Genomic DNA, 21,102 nt, shown 5'->3' on the forward strand with positions numbered 1-21,102 from the left:
TCAGATTGTTTTAAATCCCGCAACCTAGATTGGTAACGAGTTTGTTTCGGCCGCAGAGATTTATCCTGCGTCTGAAACAGGTTAACGAGTGATCCACCTTGTTGGTGGCAGTGAAGAGTGTGGCGTTTTGATCCGGAACCGAAGTTCGGTCTTGGCGCATAGTGATGATTAAAATTTGGGGTAGATTGCATGGCTACTTTGGACAATGCGATTTGGCTGACCGGCGCGGGCGGATCAGCTGTAGGCGGCACAACCACAATCAACGATGGACCGTATAGCACTGACGTCTCAACGTCATTCACAGGCAATTGGGATGCCTCCCAAGGCGGTAACAATGTCTCTGAATTTGGTGCCTTCGCCGTCTCATCGCCGATCACTGCAGATTACTCGTTCTCGACACCCGTCGAAAACCTGTCCTTCACCATTGATCACGTCAATGATGATGGCGCGTCGACATATGACGACTATTGGACCATCGCTGCTTATGATGCGGACGGCAACCTTGTCCCTGCCGCAGACGTCATTGCCAGCCTGTCAGGCGTGGATGATGAGCTTATCATCACAAACCCTGATGGCACCGTGTCGATCCAAACCGAAGGCACAAATGCCAACGATATCGACGTAAACCTCTCGGGCCCAGTTTCACAGCTGGTTTTGACCTATGAACCTGGCCCGGATGCAGCGCAGACCGGCGGGTCGGGCATCTCGGATCTTTCCTTCGATGTTCCCGCCCCGGACACGGATGGCGACGGCGTTAGGGATGATGTTGACCTCGACATCGACGGCGACGGCATCCTGAATGAAGACGAGATGGTCCCCGGCTCGTTCAGCACCACATCGGATCAGGTCGACATCAACACCACCGGTGGCTCGTCGACCAACACCATCGACCTTAGCGCCTATGGTGTGAGCATCGGCGATACCGTCGACATTTCCAACATCCTTGCCGACGGCGACCTGAATGGCGACTCTGAAACCTTCACCCTTGATTTTAACAATGGTGAGTACAACACAGGTGATGTCCAGACTGATATCCAGAACAACGGTTCGCTCACGTCCCTCACCACGCCTCAGACATTCACGGTCACCGTTGTGGACATTGGCGGCGGTGTCCCCGGGCTGATTGTAACAGGGGACGCAAGCGGCGACGTCAATCCGCTGAGCGGCAACCCCGCCCTGTCCTATACGTTCGACATCGATGGTACTGGCCTAGTCTCTGTAGATTCTGATGGTGATGGGATTGCCGACCACCTTGATCTGGACAGCGACAATGACGGCATCACTGACAACGTCGAGGCACAGACCTCGGCGGATTATGATGCCCCTACGGGTCTGGACAGCGACGGGGACGGTCTGGACGACGCCTATGACGCGACTCCGACGACCGGTGCGGCCGGATCGAATGGCCTGTCACCTGAGGATACAGATGATGATGGCATCATGGACTATCTTGATCTGGACAGTGACGATGACGGCATTTCGGACACGGATGAGGCCGGACATGGTGTCACTCAAGCCCTGATCGACGCTTCGGGCGACGCGGATGGAGACGGCATCAAGGATGTGGTCGATGATGTTGATGGCTGGGACGTAAACGATGCCGACGTTGACGGTTCAGGCAACATCACCCTGCCAGACACGGATGGAGACGCAGGGACCGGTGGCGACTATGACTATCGTGACGTGATTTGTTTCACGACCGATAGCTTGATCCTGACAGATCGCGGTGAACGTCCGGTGCAAGACCTGTGTGTTGGCGACATGGTGGTCACCCGAGATCACGGCCTTCAGCCCATTCGCTGGATCAGCCACACAACGACTGCCGGCGTTGGGCGCCTGGCGCCCATTCGCATTCAGTCCGGGGCATTTGGAAATCACAGCCCGCTGATCGTCTCGCCGCAACACCGCATGGTTTACGAGGGGCCGCAAGCAAGCTTGCTGTTCGCTCAGCCTGAAGTCATGATCCCCGCCGTTCACCTGCTGCACAGCGGGTGCGCAACGCAAAACGACGTGGACCGCGTGACCTATTTCCACATGATGTTTGATACGCATCAGGTGATTTTCGCCAACGGCGCGGCAACGGAGAGCTTCCATCCGGGCCATCAGGGACTGAAAGCTGTCGATGACGCCGCACGTGACGAGCTGTTCACCCTTTTCCCCGAGCTGCGCAGTGAACCGCGCCAGTATGGCGACACAGCACGCATGGTTTTGAAAAAATATGAAACCCGCGTGTTGGACCTGACGCGTTAAGCCCGGCCACATTCCCATAGCAAGGGCCCCGCTGTGCTGGGGCCCTTTTGCATTCAGAGGATCCCGTTTGCGCGTTGAACCGCGCGCAGATACTTCACGATCTCGGCGATCTCGGCGCGTGTGATCCCCTCGACCGGGGGCATATTACCAAACGGCCAGTGATGCGCCCGCACGCCCAGTTCGGCGGCGCGAAAAAACGCGGCATCCCCGTGGTGCGACGGTTCATAGATCTTGTGGATGAGCGGCGGGCCGGACCCGTCCAATCCCCCCGCAGATGGCCCATGACAGGCCGCACATTTCGCTGTGAAGGCGCGGGCGCCAATTTCAAAGTCACTGCCCAGATCAGGCAGTGTCACCTGCACCATCTCGGCCGGGGCAGCATCAGATTGGTCCGCACTGTCCACCTGCTTGACCTCCGGAACATCAGGGGACGCACCGAACCCGATCCATCCCATAACGGCAATTCCTGCGAGCCCTGCTACACCATAGAAATACGCTGGCTTCATTCTGATCTCATCCCAGTCCAACTGTCATTGGACACAGCGATACGGGTTCCAGCAGGGGGAAGGTCAACGGTCAACCGGCGCAAACGGCCTGTTTCACGTGGATGTGATCATGCGGGCTTGCGCGCCGCCCAGTCCCGTACAGCGTCGCCAAATGCCGTGAACAACACGCGCGACACCGGGTCGTCGGAAGCGCGGTATTCCGGGTGCCACTGCACCGACAGCGTAAAGCCCGGCGCATCCTTGATGACGATGGCCTCGGGTGTGCCATCATCGGCATGGCCTTCGATGATCACGCGTGGGCCAGAGGTCTTGATCCCCTGCCCGTGCAGCGTGTTGGTCCGCACTGTTTCGCCCAGAAGACCGCAGAACACACCGCCTTTGTCGAAATGCACGTCGTGACGGATCGCGAATTTTTCTTCGAGCGTGCCATCGGGCGGCATCCGGTGGTTCATCCGCCCCGGAAGCTCGCGGATTTCAGGATAGAGCGAGCCGCCCATGGCGACGTTCACCTCTTGAAAGCCGCGGCAAATCCCGAAAAAGGGCTGGCCGCGATCAACGCAGGCGCGGATCAGAGGCAGCGTAATGGCGTCACGGCAGCGATCAAACTCGCCATGTGCTTCGGTTTCATCTTCGCCGTATTCTTCGGGGTGCACATTTGGCCGACCGCCGGTGAACAGGAACCCGTCGCAGGTTTCCAGCAGCTCGTCGACCGTGACAAAGCGCGGATCCGTCGGAACGATCAGGGGCAGACAGCCCGAGACCTGAGACACCGCCTCGGAATTCATCGTACCGCCCGCATGGGTCGGGTAATTGTCATTCAACAGATAGGAATTGCCGATGATGCCAACGGTTGGGCGTTTCATGTCTGCTCCGACGCTTGTGATATATTCATTTCCCGGAACGTAAAACAGCGCAAAGGGAAGTTCAAACCCCTTGCGCTGTCTCTTAACTGACTGTGAACACGGGTGATCAGCCGTCTGCGGTCAACCCAACGGACTTGATCCCGACCGATCCAGCTTCAAGGTCGTTTTCCGAGGTATCGCCGGTGACCCCAACAGCCCCGATCACTTCGCCCGAGTCATTGCGCACCAAAATGCCACCCGGCACCGGTATCAGCTTGCCCTCATAGGCCGCGCCGGCGGCTGCTATGAAATAAGCCTGTGCCTCGGCACGGTCGCGTTGTGCGGTCCCGCCAATCCCCAGCATGACCGAACCATAGGCCTTGCCGCGCGCGATATCGAACCGGCCCGGAGGCGCCCCGTCTGCACGCTCGAATGCCAGCACATGCCCGCCAGCGTCAACGACGACCACAGATAGTGGCTTCATGCCTTTTTCACGGCCAAAGGCCATCGTGTCGTGAATGATAACGCGGGCTGCGTCCAAAGTGATCCTGTTCATATTTTCCCTCAAGCCTCTGCCTTCTTTTCCAGACGACGTGCATGCAGCACGGGCTCAGTATAACCGGACGGCTGCACACGGCCCTTGAACACAAGGTCGCAGGCGGCGTGAAATGCCACACCATCGAAGCCCGGAGCCATCGGTTGATAGCTTGGATCGTCCGCGTTCTGCGCATCTACCTTCACAGCCATCTTATGCAGAGCGGCCATGACCTCGTCTTCCGAGACCACACCATGATGCAGCCAATTCGCCAATGCCTGTGATGAGATCCGGCAGGTGGCGCGGTCCTCCATCAGGCCAACGTCGTGGATGTCGGGCACCTTCGAACAGCCAACGCCAGCATCGACCCAGCGCACCACATAGCCCAGAATGCCTTGGGCGTTGTTTTCAATCTCTTCGCGGATCTCGTCCTCGGACCAGTTCACGCCTGCGGCGACCGGGATCGTCAGCAGATCTTCCAGCGTGCCACGTGCGCCGCCTTCCAGCAGTTCTTCCTGACGCGCCAGCACGTCCACTTGGTGATAATGCGTGGCGTGCAGGGTCGCAGCGGTGGGGCTAGGTACCCATGCGCAATTTGCACCCGACATCGGGTGGCCGATCTTCTGATCCAGCATATCCGCCATCCGGTCCGGCGCGGCCCACATGCCTTTACCAATTTGCGCCCGGCCCTTCAGGCCACAGACCAGACCGATATCCACGTTGCGATCCTCGTACGAGGCAATCCACGCGGCATTTTTCATCTCGCCCTTGCGGATCATTGGCCCTGCTTCCATCGAGGTGTGAATTTCATCCCCGGTGCGGTCAAGGAAACCTGTATTGATGAATGCCACGCGGTGTTTGGCGGCGCGGATGCATTCCTTCAGGTTCACCGAGGTGCGGCGTTCTTCATCCATGATGCCCAGCTTCACGGTGTGACGCGGCAGGCCCAACAGCTCTTCGACCCGGCCAAAGATTTCATCTGCAAAGGCGACCTCTTCCGGTCCGTGCATCTTGGGCTTCACAACGTAAACCGATCCGGTGACCGAGTTTCCGCTTTCGCGTTTCAGATCGTGCATGGCACAGAGCGTCGTAACCACGGCATCCATCAGCCCTTCGGGCACTTCCGAGCCATCGGGCAGCAGGATCGCCGGGTTGGTCATCAGATGCCCCACATTGCGCACCAGCATCAGGGCGCGGCCTTTCAACGTGACCTCGCCATCCGGACCGTCAAATGTCAGGTCGTCGTTCAGTGCACGGGTGTGGGTTTTGCCGCCCTTCGTGACGTCTTCGGTGAGCGACCCGTTCATCAGCCCCAGCCAATTGCTGTAAGCCAACACCTTGTCGTCGGCATCCACGGCAGCAACACTGTCTTCGCAATCCATGATGGCCGACATCGCGCTTTCCAGCCGAACGTCTGACAGTCCCAACGGATCCGATGCACCGATTTCGGTCGTGTCATCGAACTCAAGAACGACCTTCAAGCCATTGTTTTCATAATAGAACTGATTCTCACGGCTACCCAAAAACTGACCGGGATTTGCCAAGGCAGGCGGCGTGTTCCCGATGCGAATAGCTTCGGCCCAGCTGCCATCTGCCAACGGCAGAACGCCATCCAAGAAGCTTTTCGCCGCTGCGATCACGCGGGCACCGCGAGCCGGGTTATAGCCCTTCCCTTCGGGCAGATCGCCCAAAGCATCGGTGCCATAAAGAGCGTCATAAAGGCTGCCCCAACGGGCATTGGCCGCGTTCAGCGCGTAGCGCGCATTCATAATCGGCACCACAAGCTGCGGACCGGGGATCAGGGCAATCTCGGGGTCGGTGTTTTCGGTCTCGATCTCGAAGTCCGGCCCTTCGGGTACCAAATAGCCGATCTCTTCCAGAAAGGCGCGATAAGCAGCGGCGTCGTGGGGCTGGCCCGCACGGGCCTTGTGCCAATCGTCCAGCTGGCGCTGGAGCTGCGTGCGTTTCTCAAGCAGAGCGCGGTTCTTTGGGGCCAGATCGTTCAGGATCTGCGCAAAGCCCTTCCAGAAATCGTCATAACGCAGCGCCGTTCCTGCCAGCGCGCGTGTTTCTAGAAAGCGGCCCAGTTCGCGATGAACCTGAAGCCCAGACCGTTCGATATAGTCGCTCATGTCGAAACCCTTCGTATACCTCTGCATGCACCTAAGAGTTTCCGATACGAAACCGATGCGCAAGTGGGTTTATTTTGACCTCGGTTAAGAATGGCTTATCTGAAAGGCGAAGGGCTGACGCGTAGACGGGCTTGCAGCCCCGCGAGCGCGCGCCTAGGTTTCGGGTCTGGACTCATGCCTGAAGGATTTCTTATGAAAGACGCAGCCCCCCAACCGATCTATCTGGCCGATTATACGCCCCCTGCTTATCTGATCGACGGGGTCGAGCTGGACTTTCAACTACACCCCACCGCCACGCGGGTGATCTCAAGAATCCGGTTCACCCCGAACGCGGCCGCCACCAGCAAAGATTTTTTCTTGCATGGCGAGGGACTTACCCTAATCCGCGCATCTGTTGACGGACGCGACATCACCCCCGAACTTGTCGATGGCGGCCTGAAAGCGGACGTGCCCGACGCGCCCTTCCTGTGGGAGGCCGAGGTCGAAATCAGCCCAGAAGCCAACACCGCCTTGGAAGGGCTTTATATGTCGAACGGCATGTACTGCACCCAATGCGAGGCCGAGGGCTTCCGCCGCATCACCTATTACCCGGACCGGCCCGACGTGATGGCCCCCTTCAAGGTGCGCATCGACGGGGACGAACTTGTGATGCTGTCTAACGGCAACCCGGTCGCCTCGGGCGATGGTTGGGCCGAATGGGACGATCCGTGGCCCAAGCCTGCATACCTGTTCGCGCTGGTCGCAGGCAACCTTGTGGCCCGCGACGACAGCTTCACCACCATGTCCGGCAAGGAGGTGGACCTGAAACTGTGGGTCCGCCCGGGTGACGAGGGCAAGACGGCGTTTGGGATGCAGGCGCTGAAGGACTCCATGAAGTGGGACGAAGAGGTCTATGGCCGCGAGTATGATCTGGACATCTTCCAGATCGTCGCCGTATCCGATTTCAACATGGGCGCGATGGAGAACAAGGGGCTGAACATCTTCAACACCTCGGCTGTTCTGGCATCGCCCGAAACCTCGACGGATGCGAATTTCGAGCGGATCGAGGCGATCATTGCCCACGAATATTTCCACAACTGGACCGGTAATCGCATCACCTGTCGCGACTGGTTCCAGCTGAGCTTGAAGGAAGGTCTGACCGTGTTCCGCGATCAGCAGTTCTCGGGCGATATGCGGTCGGAAGCCGTGTGTCGGATCAATGATGTGTCCGCTTTGCGCGGGCGCCAGTTCCGCGAAGACAACGGCCCGCTGGCCCACCAAGTCCAGCCCGACAGCTTTGTCGAGATCAACAATTTCTACACGGCCACGATCTATGAAAAAGGGGCCGAGCTGATCCGTATGATGAAGGTGCTGGTGGGTGATGATGCTTATGACAAAGCGCTGGAGCTGTATTTTGAGCGTCACGATGGCGAGGCCGCGACGATCGAAGACTGGGTCAAAGTCTTTGAAGACAGCACCGGACGCGATCTGACGCAATTCCGCCGCTGGTACAAACAGGCGGGCACGCCGCGCGTTGCCGTATCGGAAGATTGGACCGATGGCACCTATACGTTGACGTTCAAACAGTCGACGCCCCCCACCCCCGGTCAGGACGAGAAACTGCCGCAGCATATTCCGCTGGCCGTGGGGCTTCTGGGCCCCAATGGCGACGAGGTACAGCCGACACAGATCCTTGAAATGACCGAGGCCGAGCAGAGCTTCACCTTCGAAGGGCTGGCGGCGAAACCCGTACCCTCGATCCTGCGCCATTTCTCGGCCCCGGTGATCCTGGAACGGGACAGCACCGCGCAGGAACGTGCCTTCCTGTTGGCCCATGACACGGACCCGTTCAACAAATGGGAGGCCGGCCGAACGCTGGCGAAGGATGTACTCGTTGCCCTGATCACCGAGGAAGACGCGCCGTTGGACGATTATCTGAACGCCATTGCGGTGATGCTGCGGGACGACAGCCTTGACCCAGCCTTCCGTGCATTGACACTTGGCTTGCCCAGTCAAGACGATCTTGCGCAGACCCTGTTTGACGCAGGCGTCACCCCGGACCCGATGAAAATCTATCGCGCCCAGCAGACCTTGTGGCAGGCAATGGCTGAACACCTGCAAGACCTGCTGCCGCGTCTGATGGCAGAAATGGAGGTGACCGAACCGTTCCAGCCCAATGCAGAACAAGCGGGCAAGCGCGCCTTGGGACTGGGTCTGATGAACCTTCTGAACCGTCTGGATGGCGGTGCTGCCGCGCAAACGCTTTATGACCGCGCCGACAACATGACCCTGCGGCTGGGCGCGCTTGGGTATCTGTTGCAGGCCCAGAAAGGCGATACGGCGCTTTCAGCCTTCCGCAGGCAGTTTGAAGATGACGAATTGGTCATGGACAAGTGGTTCTCGATGCAGGTGTATCATGCAGCGCCGGAAGACGCGGTCGATGTGACCGACAAGCTGACAAAGGACACCGCATTCAACTGGAAAAACCCCAATCGCTTCCGTGCTGTCTTTGGTGCGCTGATGACGAACCCGGCGGGATTCCACAACGCATCCGGCGACGGGTACAAGCTGTTTGCGGATTGGCTGATCAAACTGGACCCAGTGAACCCGCAGATCGCCGCCCGCATGTCATCCGCGTTCGAAACATGGCGCCGCTATGACGTGGACCGACAGGCAATGATGAAAGCTCAGATTGAACGGGTTCTGGCCACCGAAGGGCTTAGCCGAGACAGTCAGGAAATGCTGGGGCGCATCCTGAACGGATAAGCCATACAAAAAGGGCGGGAAACATCCCGCCCTTGTCGTTTCAACCGGCAGAAACCCGGTTGATGGAGTATTCAATCCGGGCTTAGCCGGTGGTGCAATAGTTCTGTTCGCGCACCCATTCACGCATGCTTTCGCGTTTGCGTTTCGAATGGAAGGGGCCCCAGTCGGCAGCGACGCCTTTCATCCCACGCGAAACAACGTTGTCGCGCGGAACAGTCACCGACATGATGCGCACAGCGCAGGACAGGTTAAGCTCGCCATTTTTCAGCGCTTCGCCTGAACGTGCTTCGCAGCCATAGCCACGTGCGGTCGCGGGCAGGATTTGCACCAGCCCGTACCATTTACCACCGCCACCAACGGCGGTCTGGCGCCAGGTGCTTTCATAGAAGGACAGCGACGACAAAAGCCCAGCCCAGAACGCGTTGCGTCCGGCTGTGTCCTGATTTTCGTAATCCGGACACCATTCGGCAATGTCTGTCGGCACGCTTTGCGACAAAGCGGTGCCATGGTTTTCCAGAGCGGCGATGGTAGCTTCGGTCCAGGCTTTTGCCTGTGGCTTCTCATCCCACTGCATGGTCATTACAGGTTGACGCGCAGCGCGCGAACCAAAAAAGTCTTCGGCCAGAGCAGCGTCCGACAGCATCACTGTCGCCACAAGGCCCATAATCATCCGTTTCATTTTTCCCACCTACATTTGGTACAGACGTTCCCCCCGGTGTCTGATCAGGAGCAAATAAGACCGTTGGTTGCGTATTGCAACACTTTTTTTGCTGCACCGCAGCGTTGCGCCATGACTTGCTGATATGCCTTATTTGCAAGGCTGGTATGCATTCCAGTTCACGCGTGAAATAAATCGAACGCTATAGGTATGTTAGTGCTATTTCTGCACCGCAGCATTTCCGCCTCAGCCATCCAATCTCCTGCCTTGTCGACGCGTCTGCCCTCTTGCTCCTTCCCGTCACCTCTACTAGAACGCGGGCAGGTTTAGACACTTGGGAACACGTACATGCTTGATCATCTCGCCTATGAAAGCCCGCAGCCGAAAGTGATTGCAGGGGCCAAGGACGATTGGGAACTGGTCATCGGGATGGAAATCCATGCTCAGGTCAGCTCGAACGCAAAGCTGTTTTCCGGCGCGTCGACCAAGTTCGGGGCCGAGCCGAATTCGAATGTGGCCTTCGTGGACAGCGCCATGCCGGGCATGTTGCCCGTGATCAACGAATTCTGTGTTGAGCAAGCCGTACGCACAGGTCTGGGCCTGAAAGCCGAAATCAACCTGTTCTCGGCCTTTGACCGCAAGAACTATTTCTATCCGGATCTGCCGCAGGGCTATCAGATCTCGCAGCTTTACCACCCCATCGTCGGCGAAGGTGAAGTGATTGTGGATATGGGTCCGGGTGTGGCGCGCAAGGTGCGCATCGAACGCATCCACCTTGAACAGGACGCGGGCAAGTCGGTTCACGACATGGACCCGAACATGTCCTTCGTGGATCTGAACCGTACCGGCGTTGCCTTGATGGAAATCGTATCGCGCCCCGACATTCGTGGACCCGAGGAAGCTGCGGCTTATGTCACCAAGATGCGCCAATTGCTGCGCTATCTGGGCACCTGTGATGGCAACATGCAGAACGGCAACATGCGCGCGGACGTGAACGTCTCGGTCTGTCGTCCCGGTCAGTACGAAAAATACATGGAAACGCAGGACTTCGGCCATCTGGGCACGCGGTGCGAGATCAAGAACATGAACTCGATGCGTTTCATTCAGGCCGCGATTGATTACGAGGCGAAGCGCCAGATCGCCATTCTGGAAGATGGTGGCGAAGTGGTGCAGGAAACGCGCCTGTATGACGCGGACAAGAACGAGACACGCTCGATGCGCTCGAAGGAAGAAGCGCATGACTATCGTTACTTCCCCTGCCCCGACCTGCTGCCGCTGGAAATCGAGCAAGATTGGGTCGATGACATCGCCAAGACGCTGCCCGAACTTCCCGACGAGAAAAAGGCACGCTTCGTAACTGAATTTGGTCTGTCGGAATATGATGCAGATGTCTTGACCGCCGAAGCCGAAAACGCCGCCTTCTTCGAAGAAGTGGCCGCCGGCAATGATGGCAAGCTGGCCGCCAACTGGGTCATCAACGAGCTGTTTGGCCGTCTGAAAAAAGAAGATCACTCGATCAAGGAAAGCCCGGTCAGCCCCGCACAGCTGGGTGGTATCATCGGCCTGATCGCCAAAGGCGACATCTCGGGCAAGATCGCCAAGGATCTGTTCGAAATCGTGTATACCGAAGGTGGCGACCCGGCCGAGATCGTGGAGGCGCGCGGCATGAAACAGGTCACCGACACCGGTGCCATCGAAGCCGCCGTGGACGAAGTGATCGCCGCCAACCCCGCGCAGGTCGAGAAGGCCAAACAGAACCCGAAACTGGTCGGCTTCTTCGTTGGTCAGGTGATGAAAGCCACCGGCGGCAAGGCCAACCCCAAAGCGGTAAACGATCTGGTGACAGCCAAACTGGGTCTCTAAGCCACATCACAAGTAGAATTGAAAGCCGGGCCGCATCGTGGTCCGGCTTTTTTCGTGCGCGACACGTACACGTCGCTTTTGCTCTAGTTCGACACCGCCAGACCAGACACTCTGGTCCAGAACCAAATGCGGAGCGTGAGATGGCAAACGAAACAATGACGGGTGTGATCCTGACCGGGCATGGCGACTATGACCAACTGTCTTATCGCGACGACTTGAGCGTTCCGACGCCCGGCCCCGGCGAGGTGCAAATCCGCGTGGCAGCAGCGGCGGTGAACAACACAGACCTGAACACGCGCCTTGCATGGTATTCCAAGGGCGACAGCGACGCCGAGGATGCAAGCTGGAGCGGCAATGCCCTGAAGCTTCCCTTGATCCAAGGGGCCGATGTGTGCGGCCACATCTCGGCCGTGGGCGAAGGCGTCGACCCGGCCCGGATCGGCGAACGTGTGTTGATCGAGCCCAGCCTGCGCGAACCAAATGCAGCCCCAGACACGGCGAAGTATTTCGGATCGGAATGCGATGGCGGTTTCGCGCAATTCACCAAAGTGGCCGCGCGCCATGCGCACAAAATCGACAGCACGCTCAGCGATGTGGAATTGGCGTCCTTCCCGTGTTCGTACTCAACCTCGGAAAACATGCTGACACGCACGGGTGTTGGTGAAGGCGACCGCGTGCTGGTCACCGGGGCGTCCGGCGGGGTCGGTTCTGCCACAGTTCAGCTGGCCCGCGCCCGTGGGGCCGAGGTGATCGCCCTGACGAGCCCTGCAAAGATCGCGCTGCTTGAGGAACTGGGCGCGTCGAAAGCCTTGGACCGCAACGCTGATTTGGTTGCCGAACTTGGGAAAAACAGCGTCGATGTTGTGATTGATCTTGTCGCCGGCCCGGGCTGGCCCGCTCTGCTTGACGTGATGCGCCCTGGGGGCCGCTATGCGGTGGCCGGCGCAATTGGCGGGCCAGAAGTCACGCTGGACGTACGTACGTTGTACCTGAAAGACCTTAGCTTTTTCGGTTGCACGGTGTTGAACAGTGAAGTCTTCCCAAACCTCGTGAAGCGGATCGAAAGCGGAGACATCCGCCCGCTGGTCGCCGAAACCTATCCGCTGGCACAGATCGTTGATGCGCAGAAAAGCTTTGCCAGCAAGGGGCATATGGGCAAGATCGTGCTGAATATCCCCTGATCTTCCGCACTGGAAATGTGCGCGCGTGGCTGATAGAAGCGCGCCACATCCACAAAACGCGAACGGATCAACATGTCACAGCGACGCTCGGAACTTTTGATGCCTGCGGGCAATCTGCGAAAATTGAAAATGGCCGTGCTTTATGGCGCGGACGCGGTCTATCTGGGCACGCCCGATATGTCTTTGCGCACCAAGTCTCAGTTTTCACTGGAAGACGTGATCGAGGGGGTAGAGTTCTGCCACGCTCATGGTCGCCGCGCCTATCTGACACTGAATTTGTTTAGCCATAACAAAGATATCCCAAAGCTTGCTGAGTATATCGAGACGGTGCGCAAGGTGAAGCCAGACGGATTGATCATCGCCGATCCCGGCGTGTTTCAATACGTACGCACCCATGCGCCCGAGCTACCGCTGCACATCTCTACTCAGGCCAATGTCTGCTCGTGGTTGTCGGTGAAATTCTGGGAAGATCAAGGCGCAGAACTGGTCGTTCTGGCACGCGAAGTGTCATACCCCGAGCTGGTCGAAATCCGCGAACAGTGCCCCGATGTGAAACTTGAGGCGTTTGTTCACGGCGCCATGTGCATGACCTATTCCGGTCGCTGCCTGCTGTCGAACTTCATGGCTGAACGTGGCGCGAACCAAGGCAACTGCGCGAACTCCTGCCGCTGGAACTATGGCGTCCGGATGCGTCTGAAAGACGGCACGATCCAAGACCTGAACATCAACGAAGACAATGCGGACATGTTCGAGTTTCTGCTGGAAGAAGGCTGCCGCCCGGGTGAGTTCATGCCGATCGAAGAAGACGGGCGTGGCTCTTACATCCTGAACTCGCGCGATCTATGCATCATGCCGAAGCTGGATGAGTATCTGAAAATCGGCGTCGACAGCCTGAAGGTCGAAGGGCGCGGCAAGTCGGAATATTACTGCGCCATCGTCGCCCGCGCCTATCGCATGGCCATCGACGACTACTACGAAGATCCTGAAAACTGGGATCCGAAACCCTACATGCGCGAGCTGGAGGCCGTCGGTAATCGGGGCTACACGCTGGCGTTCCATGAAGGTCGCCTGACCAACTATGCCCATGACTACGAACACACCGCCTCGCTGGCGCAGTGGGAATATGCGGGCGTCGTGACGGACGTGACCGAAGATGCATTCCTTGTCGAAGTGAAGAACAAACTGGAAGCCGGTGAAGTGCTTGAATTCATCTCGCCCATCGCGCGCGAGACGGTTCTGCTGCGGATGTACGAGTTCGAAGACTACCACAAGGGCGGGGTCAAAGAGGTCGTACATGGCAGCACCAAAACTACGATCCGTGTGCCCTTCGCGCTGTTCGATCACGAAGATCTGGACGATCTGAAAGCCCGCTTCCCGGCGCTTACGGTTCTGCGCAAAGAAAAGGCGCTGACGGATGAACAATGGAAACGCATCCGCTTTGACAAGCTGACGCAAGGGCTTGAAATAACTGGGAAAGAAAACCCGAAAGCCTATGAAAAGCGCCGCGATGCTCTGGCCGATGCCATTGCCGAAGACGGGCGTGAAACGCGTCTGAAAACCAACAGGGTCGGTACAGATGGCTGCTGTGGTAAAGGCTGCAATGGGTGTCTGATTTTCTGGCAGGGTGATGAATATGCCCGCGCCCGCGAGGTTTTGCTGAAGCGTAAACAGGGCGAGCAGCTGACACGCGCCGAGGCTGCGGAATTGAAAGAGGTCAAACCACCCCGGTTGGTGGGCTGACCCCACCGGGGCAATCCGCCGTTGGCGCCGCCCCCCTCTTGGCCCCTGTGCAGAAAACCGTCTATACGGCGTTAAGCCGGTGAAATTGAAAAGGTCAGTCCATGACGAGCTACGAATACCAAGTGATCCCCGCGCCGCGCAAAGGCAAGAAAGCCCGTGGCGTAAAGGGGTCCGAGTCCCGTTTTGCCCTCGCCATTCAAGACGCGTTGAACGAAGCCAGTGCAGACGGCTGGGAGTATCTGCGTACCGACACGCTGCCCAGCGAAGAACGCTCGGGGCTGACAGGTCGCACAACCGTGTATCAAAACTTGTTGGTGTTCCGCCGTGCAATCGAGGATCAAACCGACGAGCAGGCAGCGGATGCTGATTTCGAAGCTGTGACAGCACTCGCCGAGGTTGCCACCGCCGAAGCCGAGGCTGCCGAGGAGCACCACGCGCCAAATCTGCCTTCGGCCACGGACGCGAACGAAGCCAGTGACGCGGCCCCCAGCGTCGAACGCAGCGAGCCCTTTACCCTCAGGTGATCAACCGGAAATATCAAGCGCCAGGGCGTGGATCTCGGAGACCAGCTCCGCGCCGAGTGCTTTGTGTACGGCGCGGTGGCGCGCGATACGGGACATGTCGGAAAAAACTGGCGCACGGATGACCACTTGAAAATGGCTTTCGCCCCCCTCTTGATAGCCAGAATGACCGATGTGTTTTTCACTTTCGTCAATGACTTCAAGATGTTCCGGGTCGAATGCATCGGTTAGCGCCTGATTAATTCGTGATGATCGGTTCATTTCTTCGCAGTTCCCTCTTCAATCCCGGTGAAAAAGCAGTAAACTCTCGGGTCCGAGTCGAAAAGAGTAGATTAAGATGCCCAACGACGATCCTTTTGGTTTTGACATGTCGGTCTCAGCGGCCAAGAAACGCAATCCGCGCGGCAAACGTGGGATGTCAGGTGCGTTTGAAACCTCGAAACGTGTCTGTGAACATGACGGCTGTAAAGAAGCCGGTCAGTACCGCGCGCCCCGCTCGCCTGATCACCTGGACGAGTTCAAGTGGTTCTGTAAGGACCACGTGCGCGAGTATAATCTGAAGTGGAATTTCTTCGACGGATCGACCGAAGAAGAAATGAACGAACAGATGGACAAAGATCGCGTGTGGGAACGCGAGACGAAGCCCTTGGGCACCAAGGATGAACAGCGCGCCTGGGCCCGTCTGGGCGTGGACGATCCGCATCAGGTTCTGGGTGCCAACGCGACACAGAACCCCGGAAAATCGATCACTGGCACCCGAAAGCTGCCCCCCACGGAACGCCGCGCCGTCGACATTCTGGAAGCCAAGGACCACTGGACCAAGGCCGAGATCCGCAAGTCCTATAAGAAGCTGATCAAGGTGCTGCACCCGGATATGAATGGTGGCGACCGGTCTCAGGAAGAACAGCTGCAAGAGGTTCGCTGGGCTTGGGATCAGATCAAGGAAAGCCGCAGCTTCAAGTGACGCTCACCCGCGATGCTATCTAAATACATGCTTACAAACAGCGCGAAGGGGCTATTCCAAGCCCCTTCGCGCTTATTTTTTGACCATTTGGTCAGGCCAGACACGCAACGTCATTAGGGCCAGCTTTGCCCAGCGTCACCTTTTCCCACCCCTTCCCCTTGCACGCTCCGCGCGCATCGGGCATCACAGGCTCAACAACGTGCAATAAGCGCGCAATGCGGCGTGTGAAAGAAGGATCCTCCACATGGCAGACGGCACCCTGGATATGAACGCGAAACCCACCGAGGACATCTCGGTACGCGAGGTTTTCGGCATCGACAGCGACATGATGGTCAAAGGCTTTGCCGAGCGCACCAGCCGCGTGCCTGAAATCGACAGCACCTATAAGTTTGATCCGGACACCACGCTGGCCATTCTGGCAGGTTTCTCGCACAACCGCCGCGTGATGATCCAAGGTTATCACGGCACGGGCAAATCGACCCACATCGAACAGGTTGCCGCCCGTTTGAACTGGCCCGCCGTGCGTGTGAACCTCGACAGCCACATCAGCCGGATCGACCTGATCGGTAAGGACGCGATCAAGCTAAAAGACGGCATGCAGGTCACCGAATTCCAAGAAGGCATCCTGCCTTGGGCGCTGCGCAACCCGACCGCGATTGTATTCGACGAATACGATGCAGGTCGTGCGGACGTGATGTTCGTCATCCAGCGTGTGCTGGAGCATGACGGCAAGCTGACCCTTCTGGACCAGAACGAGGTCATCACCCCCCACCCGTCCTTCCGCCTGTTTGCCACCGCAAACACCGTGGGTCTGGGCGACACCACCGGGCTGTACCATGGCGTTCAGCAGATCAACCAAGCGCAGATGGACCGCTGGTCGCTGGTCGCCACATTGAACTATCTGTCGCATGACGCTGAAACCAACATCGTGTTGGCAAAGAACCCGTTCCTGAACACCGAATCCGGACGCAAGACCGTGGGCCAGATGGTCACCGTCGCGGACCTGACCCGGACTGCGTTTATGAACGGCGACCTGTCGACAGTGATGAGCCCGCGGACCGTGATCAACTGGGCGCAGAACGCTCAGATTTTCCGAGACGTCGGCTATGCCTTCCGCCTGTCCTTCCTGAACAAATGCGACGAGCTGGAACGCCAGATCGTGGCCGAGTTCTATCAGCGTTGTTTCGACCAGGAGCTGCCGGAGAGCGCGGTAAGCATGAGCTTGGGGTGAACTCTGAGCGACTGATATCAGCTTGCACCGCCCGGTTGTTAAACCGGGCAGCGCCGACCCGCCCCCATGGGGCGGCGCTTATGCGCCACCCCGCGGGTCTTCACCGCCCTCATCGCGATGTCGCGTTGAACTGTGGATCGATAGGCCAATAGAATGAAAAAACCCACCGACAACCCTGCTGATCCGTTCAAGAAAGCGCTGGCTGAAGCGACCAAAACGCTTGCCAACGAGCCAGAGCTGTCGGTCAGCTTTACGGTGGACCCCTCGGGTGTCAGCCGCGAGGCGATGCGCCTGCCTCAGATCACGCGTCGCATGACCAAGGACGAGGTGTTGTTGGCACGTGGTACGGCGGATGCCTATGCCATGAAGCTGCGTTATCACGACGATGCCATGCACGCGAAATACGCCCCTGCGGGCAACATGGCGCGTGACATTTACGAGGCGATGGAAACCGCGCGTTGCGAGGCTCTTGGTGCGCGCGACATGCCGGGCACAGCGGGCAATATCGACGCCAAGATCGGGCACGAGGCCAACCGCGCCGGGTTTGACCAGATCACCGCTGCAGCCGATGCGCCTTTGGCCACTGCCGCCGGATACCTGATGCGCCATCTGGCGACGGGTCGCGATCTGCCTCCGGCCGCTGACAACGTGATGGGCCTGTGGCGCGACTTTATCGAAGCGCAATGTGGCGAGCATCTGGACGACCTGACTGGCGCGCTGGAAGACCAGCAACAGTTCTCGCGCTTTGCCCGTCAAATCATCGAAGACCTTGGCTATGGTGACCAACTAGGCGATGACCCGGATGGTGAAGACGACGAGAACGAGGACGAAGCCCAGCCCGAAGACGACGAGGCACAGGACGAACCGAATTCGGAACAATCCCCGGATGACGAAGAAGCCGAGGCCGATCCCGAACGCGCGCAAGACGAGCAGATGGACCCGTCCGAGGCGCAGGTCACCATTGATGACATGGCCGAGGATGAGGTGGGCGAAGAGGCAGAAATGCCCGACGCGGATGCGCCGATTGAACCGCCGACGCCTCAGCCCGCGTCCGATGCGGATCCGGATTATCTGGTTTTCCACAACGAGCATGACGAAGAGGTCATGGCTGAAGACCTGGCCGAGCCGGCCGAGCTGGAACGACTGCGCGCCTATCTTGACCAGCAGTTGGAGCCCTTGAAGGGCGCTGTTTCGCGTCTGGCCAACAAGTTGCAGCGCCGCTTGCAGGCCCAGCAAAACCGCTCGTGGTTGTTTGATCTGGAAGAGGGCATTCTGGACGCTGGCCGTCTGGCACGCGTGATTGCGAACCCGACGACCCCCCTGTCCTTCAAGCAGGAAAAAGACACCGAATTCCGCGATACGGTTGTGACGCTTTTGCTCGACAACTCGGGTTCGATGCGCGGGCGTCCGATCTCGATCGCCGCGATTTGTGCCGACGTGCTGTCGCGCACTCTGGAACGTTGTCAGGTGAAAGTCGAGGTGTTGGGCTTCACCACCCGCGCCTGGAAAGGCGGGCTTGCGCGTGAAAAATGGCTGGCCGACGGTCGTCCGCAACAGCCCGGTCGTCTGAACGATCTGCGCCACATCATCTATAAAAAGGCCGATGCCCCGATGCGCCGCACGCGGGACAATCTGGGCCTGATGATGAAGGAAGGGCTGCTTAAGGAAAACATCGACGGCGAGGCGCTGGAATGGGCGCATCGCCGGATCGTGGCCCGTCCCGAGCAGCGCAAAATCCTGATGGTGATCTCCGATGGGGCTCCGGTGGACGATTCGACTCTATCCGTTAACCCTGCGAATTATCTGGAAAAACACCTGCGCGACGTGATCGACATGGTCGAGAAACGCAAGCAGGTCGAGCTTCTGGCGATCGGGATTGGCCATGACGTGACACGGTATTACGAACGTGCTGTGACGATCACGGATGTGGAACAGCTGGCTGGTGCCATGACAGAACAGCTGGCCGCACTGTTTGACAGCGATCCACGTGCCCGCGCCCGTGTCATGGGCATCAAGAAAGCCATGTGACCCCTTTTCACCGCGCCCGTTTCGCGGCATGTTGCCCCTAACACGCGCCCGCTTTTCGCGGGCGTGTCTTGTTTTCGCCACCCGACTTCGGAGACAGAGATGTTCCAGACTTTCACCACCACCGCTGATCCCAGCAAAGGGGCTGCCCGATTGGAACGCCTACGTCGCGCTATGGGAATGAAGGGCTTGGATGGGTTCTTCGTGCCGCGTGCAGATGCACATCAGGGCGAGTATGTCGCCGCCTGCGACGCGCGGCTTGCATGGTTGACTGGGTTCACCGGCTCGGCCGGATTCTGTATCGCGCTGAAAAACGTGGCAGGGATTTTCGTGGACGGGCGATACAGGGTGCAAGTGCGTGAACAGGCGGACATGGCCGCATATACCCCCGTTGACTGGCCAGAGGTCCAGCCGGGTGAATGGCTGAAGAAGCAGATTGCGGGCAAGGCGCGTATCGGGTTTGACCCGTGGCTGCACACGAAATCCGAGATCGAAAAAATCGAGAAGGCGCTGGACGGCACCGGGGTCACGCTGGTCCCGACCGACAACCTGGTCGATCAGATTTGGGAAGATCGCCCCGCGTCTCCCAGCGGCAAGATCGTCGAGCAGCCCCTTGAATTTGCCGGACAATCCAGCGCTGCAAAGCGTGGCGAGCTGGCGGATGAGCTGCTTGCCAAAGGTCAAAAGGCCTGCGCCATCACCCTATCGGACAGCATCGCGTGGCTGTTGAACATCCGCGGCGACGACATCCCTAGCATTCCGGTTGTGCAGGGCTTTGCAATCTTGTGCGACGATGCCTCGGTTCAGTTTTTCGCCACCGAGGGACGGACGGTCGAGGCGCGTTTCGATGCGGATGTGTCCCTGCATCCGATCCGTGATTTTCAGGCGGCTCTGACCCGTCTGGACGGACCAGTGCGTGTGGACCGGGCATCGGCTCCGTTTGCGGTCTGGCAAATCCTGACAGATGCCGGGATCCAGATTGACTGGGCCGAAGATCCCGCAATCCTGCCCAAAGCCCAGAAAAACCCGACCGAGCTGAAAGGCGCACGTGCCGCGCACTTGCGAGACGCCGCCGCCGTGGTCGAGTTTCTGGCGTGGTTCGATGCCGCTGACAAGTCCAGCCTGACCGAGATAGATCTGGTCACCCGACTGGAAGAAAAGCGCCGCGCCACGAATGCTCTGATGGACATCTCATTCGAGACCATCGCCGGCGCCGGCCCCAATGGCGCGATCATGCATTACCGCGTGACCGAAGACACAAACCGCCCGCTTGAAGACGGCAATCTGGTGGTTCTGGACAGTGGCGGGCAGTATCGCGACGGCACCACAGATATCACCCGCGTCTTGCGTGTGGGCGAGGTCGGAGACGACGAAAAGCGCTGCTTTACCCGTGTGTTGCAAGGCATGATTGCCCTGTCGCGCACATACTTCCCAAAGGGCCGCACGGGCCGCGATCTGGACCCGATTGCACGATATCCGCTGTGGGCCGCGCATCAGGATTTCAACCACGGCACAGGGCACGGCGTTGGTGCATATCTGTCAGTGCATGAAGGGCCGCAGAGGTTCTCTCCGATCTCCGAGATCGAACTTCTGCCGGGCATGATCCTGTCCAACGAACCGGGATACTATCGCAACGGCGCTTTCGGTATCCGGCTGGAAAACCTTGTGGTCGTGCAGAAAGCGCCCACACCGCCGGGCGGCGACCGTGAGCGCGAGATGCTGAACCTTGAAACACTCACCTATGTGCCGCTCGACACCTCGTTGATTATCAACGAGATGCTGTCGGGCGAAGAACGCGCATGGCTGAACGCCTATCACGCCAAAACGCTGGTCTTGCTGTCAGATCAGGTGACTGACGCTGCGTTGCAATGGTTGAAACGTGCTTGCGCGCCAATTTGACACGCGATCT

The 21,102-nt window shown here is 58.6% G+C and carries 16 protein-coding genes; 10 read left to right on the forward strand and 6 right to left on the reverse strand.

Going from position 1 to position 21,102, the window contains the following annotated elements:
* The first annotated feature begins 189 nt into the window (after positions 1-189).
* Entirely contained in the window at positions 190-2,250 is a 2,061-nt protein-coding gene (locus ALP8811_RS07680) for a Hint domain-containing protein (protein WP_108856537.1), read from the forward strand.
* A gap of 53 nt (positions 2,251-2,303) precedes the next feature.
* Here the strand turns inward: ALP8811_RS07680 and ALP8811_RS07685 are convergent, their stop codons facing one another.
* The 4 genes from ALP8811_RS07685 to ALP8811_RS07700 form a co-directional block, all read right to left on the reverse strand.
* On the reverse strand, positions 2,304-2,756 hold the full coding sequence (locus ALP8811_RS07685) for a c-type cytochrome (RefSeq protein ID WP_245924602.1): 453 nt from the start codon (positions 2,754-2,756) through the stop codon (positions 2,304-2,306).
* Between the two features lie 107 nt (positions 2,757-2,863).
* Entirely contained in the window at positions 2,864-3,619 is a 756-nt protein-coding gene (locus ALP8811_RS07690; RefSeq protein WP_108856539.1) for a gamma-glutamyl-gamma-aminobutyrate hydrolase family protein, read from the reverse strand.
* Between the two features lie 106 nt (positions 3,620-3,725).
* Positions 3,726-4,154, reverse strand: coding sequence for a GlcG/HbpS family heme-binding protein (locus ALP8811_RS07695; protein WP_108856540.1), 429 nt, complete (start codon positions 4,152-4,154; stop codon positions 3,726-3,728).
* 8 nt (positions 4,155-4,162) lie between these two features.
* Positions 4,163-6,265, reverse strand: coding sequence for a malate synthase G (locus ALP8811_RS07700; protein ID WP_108856541.1), 2,103 nt, complete (start codon positions 6,263-6,265; stop codon positions 4,163-4,165).
* A gap of 192 nt (positions 6,266-6,457) precedes the next feature.
* On the opposite strand from ALP8811_RS07700, the gene pepN reads away from it, so the two are divergent.
* Positions 6,458-9,010, forward strand: coding sequence for an aminopeptidase N (gene pepN / locus ALP8811_RS07705; protein ID WP_108856542.1), 2,553 nt, complete (start codon positions 6,458-6,460; stop codon positions 9,008-9,010).
* 82 nt (positions 9,011-9,092) lie between these two features.
* Here pepN and ALP8811_RS07710 read toward each other — a convergent pair whose 3' ends face one another.
* Positions 9,093-9,689, reverse strand: a complete 597-nt coding sequence (locus tag ALP8811_RS07710; RefSeq protein ID WP_108856543.1) for a transglycosylase SLT domain-containing protein — start codon at positions 9,687-9,689, stop codon at positions 9,093-9,095.
* 327 nt (positions 9,690-10,016) lie between these two features.
* Here ALP8811_RS07710 and gatB point away from each other — a divergent pair, with 327 nt between their 5' ends.
* From gatB to ALP8811_RS16345, 4 genes are all read left to right on the forward strand, one after another.
* The gene (gatB, locus tag ALP8811_RS07715) at positions 10,017-11,531 is read left to right on the forward strand and encodes an Asp-tRNA(Asn)/Glu-tRNA(Gln) amidotransferase subunit GatB (RefSeq protein WP_108856544.1); all 1,515 of its coding nucleotides are present in this window, start codon (positions 10,017-10,019) and stop codon (positions 11,529-11,531) included.
* A 140-nt stretch (positions 11,532-11,671) separates the two neighbouring features.
* A complete protein-coding gene (locus ALP8811_RS07720) occupies positions 11,672-12,712 on the forward strand; it encodes an alcohol dehydrogenase family protein (protein ID WP_108856545.1) in 1,041 nt (346 codons plus the stop codon).
* A gap of 72 nt (positions 12,713-12,784) precedes the next feature.
* Complete coding sequence (locus tag ALP8811_RS07725) at positions 12,785-14,452, forward strand: U32 family peptidase C-terminal domain-containing protein (RefSeq protein WP_181363715.1); 1,668 nt, start codon at positions 12,785-12,787, stop codon at positions 14,450-14,452.
* A 101-nt stretch (positions 14,453-14,553) separates the two neighbouring features.
* The gene (locus tag ALP8811_RS16345; RefSeq protein WP_181363716.1) at positions 14,554-14,976 is read left to right on the forward strand and encodes a DUF4177 domain-containing protein; all 423 of its coding nucleotides are present in this window, start codon (positions 14,554-14,556) and stop codon (positions 14,974-14,976) included.
* Here the strand turns inward: ALP8811_RS16345 and ALP8811_RS07735 are convergent, their stop codons facing one another.
* A complete protein-coding gene (locus ALP8811_RS07735; RefSeq protein ID WP_108856547.1) occupies positions 14,977-15,234 on the reverse strand; it encodes a BolA family protein in 258 nt (85 codons plus the stop codon). It lies immediately after the preceding gene.
* Between the two features lie 76 nt (positions 15,235-15,310).
* Here ALP8811_RS07735 and ALP8811_RS07740 point away from each other — a divergent pair, with 76 nt between their 5' ends.
* From ALP8811_RS07740 to ALP8811_RS07755, 4 genes are all read left to right on the forward strand, one after another.
* Positions 15,311-15,937: a DnaJ domain-containing protein gene (locus tag ALP8811_RS07740; RefSeq protein WP_108856548.1), complete on the forward strand. Its 627-nt coding sequence runs from the start codon at positions 15,311-15,313 to the stop codon at positions 15,935-15,937.
* Between the two features lie 244 nt (positions 15,938-16,181).
* Positions 16,182-17,168, forward strand: a complete 987-nt coding sequence (cobS, locus tag ALP8811_RS07745) for a cobaltochelatase subunit CobS (RefSeq protein WP_108856549.1) — start codon at positions 16,182-16,184, stop codon at positions 17,166-17,168.
* Between the two features lie 153 nt (positions 17,169-17,321).
* Complete coding sequence (gene cobT, locus ALP8811_RS07750) at positions 17,322-19,196, forward strand: cobaltochelatase subunit CobT (protein ID WP_108856550.1); 1,875 nt, start codon at positions 17,322-17,324, stop codon at positions 19,194-19,196.
* Between the two features lie 99 nt (positions 19,197-19,295).
* Complete coding sequence (locus ALP8811_RS07755) at positions 19,296-21,092, forward strand: aminopeptidase P family protein (protein WP_108856551.1); 1,797 nt, start codon at positions 19,296-19,298, stop codon at positions 21,090-21,092.
* The last annotated feature ends 10 nt before the right edge of the window (positions 21,093-21,102 follow it).

Source organism: Aliiroseovarius pelagivivens (assembly GCF_900302485.1).
GTDB lineage: Bacteria > Pseudomonadota > Alphaproteobacteria > Rhodobacterales > Rhodobacteraceae > Aliiroseovarius > Aliiroseovarius pelagivivens.

Coding starts and splice junctions, on each gene's coding strand:
- ALP8811_RS07680 (WP_108856537.1), top strand. CDS start 190: ATGGCTACTTTGGACAATGCGATTTGGCTGACCGGCGCGGGCGGATCA.
- ALP8811_RS07685 (WP_245924602.1), bottom strand. CDS start 2,756: ATGAAGCCAGCGTATTTCTATGGTGTAGCAGGGCTCGCAGGAATTGCC.
- ALP8811_RS07690 (WP_108856539.1), bottom strand. CDS start 3,619: ATGAAACGCCCAACCGTTGGCATCATCGGCAATTCCTATCTGTTGAAT.
- ALP8811_RS07695 (WP_108856540.1), bottom strand. CDS start 4,154: ATGAACAGGATCACTTTGGACGCAGCCCGCGTTATCATTCACGACACG.
- ALP8811_RS07700 (WP_108856541.1), bottom strand. CDS start 6,265: ATGAGCGACTATATCGAACGGTCTGGGCTTCAGGTTCATCGCGAACTG.
- pepN (WP_108856542.1), top strand. CDS start 6,458: ATGAAAGACGCAGCCCCCCAACCGATCTATCTGGCCGATTATACGCCC.
- ALP8811_RS07710 (WP_108856543.1), bottom strand. CDS start 9,689: ATGAAACGGATGATTATGGGCCTTGTGGCGACAGTGATGCTGTCGGAC.
- gatB (WP_108856544.1), top strand. CDS start 10,017: ATGCTTGATCATCTCGCCTATGAAAGCCCGCAGCCGAAAGTGATTGCA.
- ALP8811_RS07720 (WP_108856545.1), top strand. CDS start 11,672: ATGGCAAACGAAACAATGACGGGTGTGATCCTGACCGGGCATGGCGAC.
- ALP8811_RS07725 (WP_181363715.1), top strand. CDS start 12,785: ATGTCACAGCGACGCTCGGAACTTTTGATGCCTGCGGGCAATCTGCGA.
- ALP8811_RS16345 (WP_181363716.1), top strand. CDS start 14,554: ATGACGAGCTACGAATACCAAGTGATCCCCGCGCCGCGCAAAGGCAAG.
- ALP8811_RS07735 (WP_108856547.1), bottom strand. CDS start 15,234: ATGAACCGATCATCACGAATTAATCAGGCGCTAACCGATGCATTCGAC.
- ALP8811_RS07740 (WP_108856548.1), top strand. CDS start 15,311: ATGCCCAACGACGATCCTTTTGGTTTTGACATGTCGGTCTCAGCGGCC.
- cobS (WP_108856549.1), top strand. CDS start 16,182: ATGGCAGACGGCACCCTGGATATGAACGCGAAACCCACCGAGGACATC.
- cobT (WP_108856550.1), top strand. CDS start 17,322: ATGAAAAAACCCACCGACAACCCTGCTGATCCGTTCAAGAAAGCGCTG.
- ALP8811_RS07755 (WP_108856551.1), top strand. CDS start 19,296: ATGTTCCAGACTTTCACCACCACCGCTGATCCCAGCAAAGGGGCTGCC.